Below are 8,605 nucleotides of genomic sequence, written 5' to 3' on the forward strand. Positions count from 1 at the left end.
CGACTCAATATTCGAGGGCGGCGGGTTTGAGGTACATCCCTTCCTGCGTCATCGCAATCCGGAACTTCAACACGTCACCGGCCTTGAGCGTGATGTTCTGTGAACCCGGTGCGAGCATGCCCGGGTTGCAGCCCGGCGCCTGGCCCGGCAGCAACTTAAGGCGCAAGGACACATTGCCCGGCGGCAGGTTGAACGAGGTGCTTTGTTCCTGGAATAACCGCGCCGACAGCTGATCGTGAATGTACACGCCGATCTCGCAGGAGGTCGCGACTTCCAGGCGCTCGCGGGAAATGATCAGTACGCCATAGTCCTCCCCGGCGGCTTGAACTGAAGGTGTCGCGGCAAATAGGCTGAGAAAGCCAAACAGGCTGAGAGCTGACCAGCGCATGGCTGAATCTCCTGATGTCGAGTCATTGATGGACGCAGCTTGGCCGAGCACGACGCCGATTGCCAGCCCGGCAGCTCACTTCAGAACTTGACCTTGCCATGATGGCAAGCTCGAGACTGCACACAACTTCACGAAAGGAGTCATCCCATGCAAGTGTTCAACGTTCAAGGCATGTCCTGTGGTCACTGCGTCAAAGCCATCACCCAGGCGCTGCAAGCCAAGGATCCGGCGGCCAGCGTGCGTATCGATCTGGCCGCGAAAGAAGTCGGCGTCGAGAGCGCTTTGTCGGCGGATCAGGTAATCGCGGTGATCACCGAAGAAGGCTACGAGGCGAAAGTCGCCTGAGTCCAAACACAATTCCATGTGGGAGCGGGCTTGCTCGCGAAGACGGTGTGTCAGTCGCCATCAACGTTGTCTGACACACCGTCTTCGCGAGCAAGTCGAATCGTCGCACCGCCGCTCCCACAGGTTTTGCATTCATTCAGTGGTTTTTAATAGTTAGCGACCTAACGGAATGTTCAAGGCGTCCATGCGCGGCTAGACTGTGGGGCTGCCGACCCTGTCCAACTGGATGCCTGATGAATTTCCGTTCCATTTTGATTCTTGGCGCCTTGAGCGCCTTCGGTCCGCTGGCGATCGATTTCTATCTGCCGGCCTTCCCGGCGATGGCGCTCGCCTTCGGCACCGATGAAAAACACGTTCAGCTGACCCTGGCGGCGTATTTCCTTGGCTTGTCCATCGGTCAACTGGCTTACGGCCCGGTGGCAGATCGTTTTGGGCGCCGCATTCCCTTGCTGACCGGTGTCGGGCTGTTCACTGCGGCCTCTCTGGCCAGTGCTTATGCGCCGAACCTCGAATGGCTGATCGGCGCACGTTTCGTTCAGGCGTTGGGCGGGTGCGCGGGGATGGTGATCGCGCGGGCGATTGTCAGCGATAAATGCGATGCGGTGGGTTCGGCGAAGGTCTTTTCGCAGCTGATGCTGGTGATGGGCCTGGCGCCGATTCTTGCGCCCATGCTGGGTGGGCTGTTGGTCAACACCACGGGCTGGCAGTCGATCTTTCTCGTGTTGACCGGTTTCAGTGCGCTGGCAGGGTTGGCCGTGGCGCTCGGGCTGCCGGAAAGTCTGCCGGCCCATGTGCCGCGTCAACCGTTGTCGGGGGCGTTACGTCAGTACGGTCGACTGTTGTCGGACCCGGTCTACCTCGGCCACGCCCTGACCGGTGGCATCGCCATCGCCGGGATGTTTGCCTACATCGCCGGTTCACCGTTCGTTTTCATCAAGCTGTATGGCGTGCCGCCCGAGCATTTCGGCTGGCTGTTCGGTACCAACGCGGCGGGTTTCATTCTGGTGGCGCAGCTCAACGCGCGATTGCTGGCCAAGCGTGGTCCGGCGTTTCTGCTGGTGCGCACCGTGTGGATCTACGTCGGCGCCGGTCTGGCGCTGCTGGCCGTCAGTTCGTTGCACACCGCGCAGCTATGGCCGTTGCTGATTCCGCTGTTTGTCTGTATCGCCAGCCTCGGTTGCATCCTGCCTAACGCCTCGGCCTGCGCCATGAACGGGCAGGGCGCGCGGGCCGGCAGTGCATCGGCGATGCTCGGTTGCCTGCAATTCAGCGTCGCCGCCGGGGCAGCAGCATTGGTGGGTGTTTTACACGACGGCAGCGCCATGCCGATGGCCATGGTCATCAGCCTGTGCGGAGTTCTGGTGGTGAGCGTGGCGATGCTCACCCGGCGCTTGCAAAATGCCCGGGCGCTGGCGCAAGCCCAGGTCTGAGGGCGGACTCAGCCAGCGGCACGCTGCTGGCGGTCAATAATTTGATGAGGTGCTTGTAGTCGCGCTTCGAGGGTGCGGGTGAAGGCGCGGGCCTCGGCTTCGCTGCGGAACGTCACGGCGTGTTGGTCCAGACGGACTTGCCACTGGGATTTTGCCAATTCTTTTATCAGGATCTTCATTGCTGATCTCTCCTCTCGTAAAAGATGTCACGTAAACGATTGTGCCGCAGAGCCTCGATTGTAGACCCGAATACGATCGCAATTGTGACAAGGGTCAACTCTCGGACTGACGGCAAAAGATCGCAGGCTGCGCCAGCTCCTACAGGGATCTGCGTACAGTCCGCAGGTTTAGGTCGTACACAAATCCCTGTAGGAGCTGGCGCAGCCTGCGATCTTTTGATCTTTAGAACCCTTCAAGCACAATCTTGCCTTTGGACTTACCACTTTCGAGCAGCTCATGGGCACGGCGCAGGTTCGCCGCGTTGATGGTCCCGAAGTGCTCGCCGACCGTGGTCTTCAGCGTCCCGGCGTCGATCAGCTCAGCCACGCGGTTGAGCAATGTGTGCTGCTCGATCATGTCTGCGGTTTCAAACAGCGAGCGGGTGTACATGAACTCCCAGTGCAGCGACAGGCTCTTGCGCTTGAGCTTGGTCACGTCCAGCGCCTTCGGATCATCGATCAGGGCCAGTTTGCCTTGCGGCGCCAGTGCCTCGACCAATTGATCCAGGTGGTGATCGGTTTGGGTCAGGCTGGCGACGTGGGTCACCTGATCGACACCCGCGCGTTTGAGCTCTTCGCTCAACGGTTGGCTGTGATCGATCACCAGGTCGGCACCCAGCTCACGAACCCAGCTCTGGGTTTGCGGGCGGGAAGCCGTGCCGATGACTTTCAGTCCAGTGAGCTGGCTGGCCAATTGCGTGAGGATCGACCCCACACCGCCAGCGGCACCGACGATCAAAAGGCTCTGGCCCTCATCGGTCTTGCCTTCACGCACTTGCAGACGTTCGAAGAGCAATTCCCAGGCGGTGATAGCGGTCAGCGGCAGCGCGGCGGCTTCGGCGAAGCCGAGGGTTTTCGGCATATGGCCGACGATCCGCTCGTCTACCACGTGCCGCTCGCTGTTGCCGCCCGCGCGGGCGATGGACCCGGCGTAGAACACTTTGTCGCCGGCCTTGAACAGCGTGACTTCACTGCCAACGGCCTTGACCACACCGGCCACGTCCCAGCCCAGCACTTTCGGCGCGCCCGCTTCAGGCTGGACGTTTTGGCGCACTTTGGTGTCCACCGGGTTGACCGAGATGGCTTTGACTTCCACCAACAGGTCGCGCGGGCCGGCAACCGGTTCTGGCAGTTCGATGTCTTGCAGAGATTTTTCGTCGCTGATTGGCAACGAGGCGTAGTAAGCAATGGCTTTCATACGGGCTCCTGAGAAGTAATAAAGAAGGCAGATCAGACGATGGAGCGCAGGCGCTTGAGGTCGAAGTGTTCGAGAAAGTCGCCAGCCTTGGCGCGGAAGTTCTGGATATGCGCGCTGGCGTCATGGGCCTGCAGGGCTTCGTCACTGCTCCATTTTTCGATCATGTAGAAGGCGTGAGGATTGGCGAGGTCCTGGTGCAAGTCGTATTGACCGCAACCGGCCTCGGCGCGGGTCGGTTCCAGCAGCGCACGCAGGTGCTGTTCGAGGGCGTCCTGCTGGCCGGCTTTGGCGATGAGGGTGGCGATAGCGGTGAAAGGCTGGGACATGTTCGGCTCCGGGAACGGGATGAATTCGATGGGACGGATGATTGGCTATTTCTCTGCAAGATAAAACCCGCTAAAAGAGCAGTCTCTTTCAATATTTTTTTGATAATCGAGGCTGAACAATGCTGCGTTTCGATGACTTGCAGTTGTTTGTCCGGGCGGCGGACCTGGGCAGTCTGTCAGCGGCGGCACGCGGGATGGACATGTCGGCCGCGGTGGCCAGTGCAGCGTTGAAGCGCATCGAACAGCAGCTCGGCGCCCGGTTGCTCGCCCGTTCTACCCGTAGCCTGCGGCTGACCGCTGAAGGCGAGGGATTTCTCGAATACGCTCGGGCCGCCTTGAGCAATCTCGATGAAGGCCGTCGTTTATTGGCCAGCGGTCAGGACCAGGTCAGCGGGATTTTGCAGCTGTCGGCGCCTTCGGACTTTGGCCGCAATCTGCTGCTGCCCTGGCTGGACGAGTTTCAGCGTGAGCATCCGAAACTCACGGTGCGTTTGCTGCTGGGCGACCGCATCGCCGACCTGTTCCGCCAACCGGTGGACATCGCCCTGCGTTACGGCGAGCCGGAAGACTCAAGCCTGGTGGCGCTGCCCATCGCCCCGCAGAACCGCCGCGTCCTCTGTGCCGCCCCGAGTTACCTGGCCCGGCATGGCGAGCCACGGCAACTGGAGCAACTGGCTCAGCACAACTGCCTGCTGTTCATGCTCGGCAGCCGGGTCCACGATCATTGGAGTTTCCACGACGGCAAACGCGAGGTCAGCCTGACCGTCAGCGGTGATCGTTTCAGCGATGATGCCGATGTCGTCCGTCTGTGGGCCGTGGCAGGTGCCGGGATCGCCTACAAGTCCTGGCTCGATGTCGCGGCCGATGTGCTGGCCGGTCGATTGAAAGTGCTCATGCCGGAACTGCTCTGTGAGCGCGCACCGCTGAATTTGCTGTGCGCCCATCGCGCACAATTGAGTAAGCCGGTGAACCTTTTGCGGGAAATGCTCGCCAGCCGTTGCGCTCGATTGAGTAGCCAATTTCCGACGTTATCGGGCCCCGATCATTAGTCGCAGGCAAATAGCGAAATTTCACTCAGGAACTATCACCACCAATGGTTTCCCAAGGGCAGGAACCGGCGGTTAACCCGCCTATACTAGCGCTCGCCTCATGTACGCACCGTCGATCTCGCCATGGCGAGTCCACGTCCGAGTCAGCCAGGCCCCATGGTCAATCGCCGCGGCTTTGCGAAACCTGCGAAGCAATGGCCTGTGCGATTGGGCGGCTTTGCCCGGTTTATGGCGGTTTCCACGCCTTGGCCGACGACACATTACTGGTCAAGATGTCTCTGAGCAGTAGACGAAACGATTCAACAGGGAGTGAATACATGGAACATGCACCTTGCATCAGCCAGATCGCCACGTTGCTGGCTGACCCAAAGCGCAGCGCAATGATGTGGGCCTTGATGGACGGCTCGGCACGGCAAACCGAAGAGCTGGCCTTGTTGGCCGGCCTGTCACCGTCTTCGGCCAGTGCGCATCTGGGGCGTTTGTCCGCCGGAGGTCTGTTGAAAGTCGAATTCCGCGGCCGCAAGCGGTTCTTCCGTCTTGCCGCGCCTGAAGTGGGTGCCGCGATAGAGGCACTGGCCAGCGCCACCCTGGCCAGCACGCCTCGGGAAATCCCGGACGTTTTCAAGCGCACGCCCCCCCTCGCCAAACCTCAGGCGGCGCCTTCGTCGTTATTGCGCGCCAGGCTTTGCGACGACCATTTGGGCGGCACCCTTGCCGCCGATCTTTACCAGCGCCTGCTGGATGCGGGCTGGATCGAACAGTTCGATCAGCGGGTCATGATCACTCACAAGGGCGCCACGCAATTGGCGACACGGGGTGTGTTCATCCAGGCGCTGGCTCATCGCAACAGCCGAGTCGCCTGCGCTTGTCCGGACTGGAGCGAAAGACGCCCGCACATGGGCGGATCGCTGGGTGCGGCGTTGCTGCAATTGTTCATGCAGTCAGGTTGGTTGAGCTTGCCCAACGATTCGCGAGCCTTGCAGATCACCGCCGCGGGGCAGCGTGAAATCCATCGATTCGCCAAAGAAACCGAGCTGGAAATGGCGTTGTAGACGCATCGAGATCGACTGACCTTCCTGCTCGGCTCGATCAAAACCGAGTTCGGCCTGAGCACGGCACAGGCCGGGTTGCTGGCCAGTTCGAGCTTTTTCGGCATGGTCGTGGGGGCTTCGCTGTCCGGCATGGTGGCCGACCGCTTCGGCCGCAAACCGGTGTTCCAGTGGAGCATCGTGTTGTGGGGGATCGCCAGTTATCTATGCTCCACGGCGCAGAACGTCGAAACGCTGACGTTGTTCAGAATCCTGTTGGGGATCGGCATGGGCATGGAGTTTCCCATCGCTCAGTCGATGCTCTCGGAGCTGATTCCAGCCAAAGGTCGCGGGCGTTACATTGCGCTGATGGATGGTTTCTGGCCGCTGGGTTTCGTCGCCGCCGGCGTACTGTCGTACTTCCTGCTGCCGGTGATTGGCTGGCGAGACATCTTCCTGGTGTTGGCGGTGCCGGCGGTGTTTGTCCTGGCGATTCGCTTTTTCATTCCCGAATCACCGCGTTGGCTGGAACAGGCCGGGCACCATGACGTGGCAGACAAGGTCTTGCTGCGCATCGAAGATCGAGTCCGGGCATCTCTGGGGCGTTCGGAGTTGCCCGCGCCGATTCGCTTGCCGCGAGTGGCGAGTACGCCGGGCAACTTCTTTTCCGCGTTGCGGCAGATCTGGTCGCCGCTGTATCGCCAGCGCACGATGATGATCTGGAGTGTCTGGTTCTTCGCCTTGCTGGGTTTCTATGGCCTGACGTCCTGGCTCAGCGCCTTGCTGCAGCAGTCGGGTTTTGCCGTGACTCAGTCGGTGTATTACACGGTGCTGATCTCCCTTGGCGGGATTCCCGGTTTCCTGATGGCCGCCTGGCTGGTGGAGCGTTGGGGGTGTAAACCGGTGTGCGTGGTGACGTTGCTTGGCGGTGGGGTGATGGCGTTTCTCTATGGTCAGAGCGCGGTGTTTGGCGGCAACGTCAGCCTGTTGATTGCATCGGGGCTGCTGATGCAGTTTTTCCTGTTCGGCATGTGGGCGGTGCTTTACACCTACACACCGGAGTTGTACCCGACATCGGCGCGGGCCACGGGTTCGGGTTTCGCTTCGGCGATTGGCCGCGTGGGTTCGTTGCTCGGGCCAATGGTGACCGGGCTGGTGTTCCCGATGACCGGGCAGGGCGGGGTGTTTGCGCTGGGGGCGATGTGTTTTGCGATTGCGGCAGGGGTGGTGTGGGTGTTCGGGATGGAGACCCGGGGCAAGACATTGGAAGAATTAAGCGAAGCCACCGCGGGGTAGATGCAAAAAAGATCGCAGCCTTCGGCAGCTCCTACAAGGTTATGTGTACACCCTGTAGGAGCTGCCGAAGGCTGCGATCTTTTGACTTTAAGGTTTGACCAATCTGGCATCCAGGCTGTTCTGCGCCAAACGCTTGGCCTGATCCTGAGTCATACCCAAATGGGTGTACAGCGCGTCGAAGTTCTCGGTGACATAACCGCCGAAGTACGCCGGGTCATCCGAGTTCACGGTCACTTTCACGCCACGCTCGAGCATGTCGAGAATGTTGTGCTGAGACATGTGATCGAACACGCAGAGTTTGGTGTTCGACAACGGGCACACGGTCAGCGGGATTTGCTCGTCGATAATCCGCTGCATCAAACGCTCGTCTTCGATGGCGCGCACGCCATGGTCGATGCGCTGGACTTTCAGCAAGTCGAGGGCTTCCCAGATGTACTCGGGCGGGCCTTCTTCACCGGCGTGGGCGACGGTCAGGAAGCCTTCGTGACGGGCACGATCGAACACGCGCTGGAACTTGCTCGGCGGATGACCCATTTCCGAACTGTCCAGACCGACGGCGACAAACGCATCATGGAACGGCAGCGCCTGGGTAAGGGTTTTCTCAGCTTCTTCTTCGCTCAAGTGGCGCAGGAAGCTCAGGATCAAACCGCTGGTGATGCCCAGTTGCTGCTCGCCATCCTTCAACGCGGCGGCGATGCCGTTGAGCACCACTTCGAACGGCACGCCACGGTCGGTGTGGGTCTGCGGGTCGAAGAACGGTTCGGTGTGAATCACGTTCTGCGCCTTGCAGCGCAACAGGTAGGCCCAGGTCAGGTCGTAGAAATCCTGAGAGGTGCGCAACACGTCGGCGCCTTGGTAATACAGGTCGAGAAATTCTTGCAGGTTGTTGAAGGCGTAGGCCTTGCGCAGGGTCTCGACGTCGCTCCACGGCAGGGCGATCTTGTTGCGTTCGGCCAGGGCGAACAGCAGCTCAGGCTCCAGCGAACCCTCAAGGTGCAGGTGCAGTTCTGCCTTGGGCAGGGCGTTCAGCCAGTCGTACATAGTCTTTTCTCATCAGGTGCAGATGGCGAGCATTCTACAGATGCCCGTGGAAACAATTAGCAAAACCTGACCAGCCGGTTCATCACAGTGCTTTCTGTTCCCGTCGATAGGCGTAGGTCTCGGCGAAGCGCGAGAGCAGGAATTCGGCGCAGGTGGTGGCCGGATACTTGTGCGCCCAGCATGGGCGCCATCCTAGAGGTGAAAGTCCTCTCTTGAGCTGGCCACAGCGAATGAAGCGAAGCGCAACTGCATGAGGGCGACCGAGTGTGGGAAGGAAGCGTGGAAC

The 8,605-nt window shown here is 60.4% G+C and carries 10 protein-coding genes and 1 pseudogene; 5 read left to right on the plus strand and 6 right to left on the minus strand.

Translation table 11 applies throughout. The features are described 5' to 3' along the window. Positions 1-4: 4 nt before the first annotated feature. Positions 5-388, minus strand: a complete 384-nt coding sequence (locus E3W21_RS17590) for a hypothetical protein (RefSeq protein WP_046044720.1) — start codon at positions 386-388, stop codon at positions 5-7. A 147-nt stretch (positions 389-535) separates the two neighbouring features. Here E3W21_RS17590 and E3W21_RS17595 point away from each other — a divergent pair, with 147 nt between their 5' ends. Together E3W21_RS17595 and E3W21_RS17605 are read left to right on the plus strand one after the other, a co-directional pair. Then, positions 536-733, plus strand: a complete 198-nt coding sequence (locus tag E3W21_RS17595; protein ID WP_046044719.1) for a heavy-metal-associated domain-containing protein — start codon at positions 536-538, stop codon at positions 731-733. A gap of 233 nt (positions 734-966) precedes the next feature. Next, positions 967-2,163 (plus strand): multidrug effflux MFS transporter, encoded by a 1,197-nt coding sequence (locus E3W21_RS17605; RefSeq protein WP_134421268.1) that lies wholly within the window; start codon positions 967-969, stop codon positions 2,161-2,163. Between the two features lie 8 nt (positions 2,164-2,171). Here the strand turns inward: E3W21_RS17605 and E3W21_RS31185 are convergent, their stop codons facing one another. The 3 genes from E3W21_RS31185 to E3W21_RS17615 form a co-directional block, all read right to left on the minus strand. Beyond that, positions 2,172-2,342 (minus strand): hypothetical protein, encoded by a 171-nt coding sequence (locus tag E3W21_RS31185; protein WP_165353242.1) that lies wholly within the window; start codon positions 2,340-2,342, stop codon positions 2,172-2,174. A gap of 223 nt (positions 2,343-2,565) precedes the next feature. After that, the gene (locus E3W21_RS17610) at positions 2,566-3,579 is read right to left on the minus strand and encodes a zinc-binding alcohol dehydrogenase family protein (protein WP_129438748.1); all 1,014 of its coding nucleotides are present in this window, start codon (positions 3,577-3,579) and stop codon (positions 2,566-2,568) included. Positions 3,580-3,611: 32 nt separating this feature from the next. Further along, the gene (locus E3W21_RS17615) at positions 3,612-3,905 is read right to left on the minus strand and encodes a putative quinol monooxygenase (RefSeq protein WP_134421269.1); all 294 of its coding nucleotides are present in this window, start codon (positions 3,903-3,905) and stop codon (positions 3,612-3,614) included. A gap of 119 nt (positions 3,906-4,024) precedes the next feature. Between E3W21_RS17615 and E3W21_RS17620 the strand changes: the two genes are divergently transcribed. The 3 genes and pseudogenes from E3W21_RS17620 to E3W21_RS17630 all read left to right on the plus strand — a co-directional run. Next, entirely contained in the window at positions 4,025-4,954 is a 930-nt protein-coding gene (locus E3W21_RS17620) for a LysR family transcriptional regulator (protein ID WP_129438744.1), read from the plus strand. A gap of 317 nt (positions 4,955-5,271) precedes the next feature. Beyond that, on the plus strand, positions 5,272-6,006 hold the full coding sequence (locus tag E3W21_RS17625) for a helix-turn-helix transcriptional regulator (protein WP_129438742.1): 735 nt from the start codon (positions 5,272-5,274) through the stop codon (positions 6,004-6,006). Positions 6,007-6,021: 15 nt separating this feature from the next. After that, positions 6,022-7,278, plus strand: a pseudogene (locus E3W21_RS17630) (MFS transporter); the annotation flags it as partial. 87 nt (positions 7,279-7,365) lie between these two features. Here E3W21_RS17630 and E3W21_RS17635 read toward each other — a convergent pair. Next, positions 7,366-8,319, minus strand: a complete 954-nt coding sequence (locus E3W21_RS17635) for an adenosine deaminase (protein WP_134421270.1) — start codon at positions 8,317-8,319, stop codon at positions 7,366-7,368. Positions 8,320-8,401: 82 nt separating this feature from the next. Beyond that, positions 8,402-8,605 (minus strand): hypothetical protein (locus tag E3W21_RS31430; protein ID WP_218570168.1); only part of this gene is annotated, 204 nt, incomplete at its 5' end.

It is taken from the genome of Pseudomonas sp. F01002 (assembly GCF_004402115.1).
GTDB classification, from domain to species: Bacteria; Pseudomonadota; Gammaproteobacteria; order Pseudomonadales; family Pseudomonadaceae; genus Aquipseudomonas; species Aquipseudomonas frigoris.

Excerpts from the sequence above, each read along its gene's own strand:
- E3W21_RS17595 (WP_046044719.1), top strand. The coding sequence starts at position 536 with ATGCAAGTGTTCAACGTTCAAGGCATGTCCTGTGGTCACTGCGTCAAA.
- E3W21_RS17625 (WP_129438742.1), top strand. The coding sequence starts at position 5,272 with ATGGAACATGCACCTTGCATCAGCCAGATCGCCACGTTGCTGGCTGAC.
- E3W21_RS17590 (WP_046044720.1), bottom strand. The coding sequence starts at position 388 with ATGCGCTGGTCAGCTCTCAGCCTGTTTGGCTTTCTCAGCCTATTTGCC.
- E3W21_RS31185 (WP_165353242.1), bottom strand. The coding sequence starts at position 2,342 with ATGAAGATCCTGATAAAAGAATTGGCAAAATCCCAGTGGCAAGTCCGT.
- E3W21_RS17620 (WP_129438744.1), top strand. The coding sequence starts at position 4,025 with ATGCTGCGTTTCGATGACTTGCAGTTGTTTGTCCGGGCGGCGGACCTG.
- E3W21_RS17615 (WP_134421269.1), bottom strand. The coding sequence starts at position 3,905 with ATGTCCCAGCCTTTCACCGCTATCGCCACCCTCATCGCCAAAGCCGGC.
- E3W21_RS17610 (WP_129438748.1), bottom strand. The coding sequence starts at position 3,579 with ATGAAAGCCATTGCTTACTACGCCTCGTTGCCAATCAGCGACGAAAAA.
- E3W21_RS17635 (WP_134421270.1), bottom strand. The coding sequence starts at position 8,319 with ATGTACGACTGGCTGAACGCCCTGCCCAAGGCAGAACTGCACCTGCAC.
- E3W21_RS17605 (WP_134421268.1), top strand. The coding sequence starts at position 967 with ATGAATTTCCGTTCCATTTTGATTCTTGGCGCCTTGAGCGCCTTCGGT.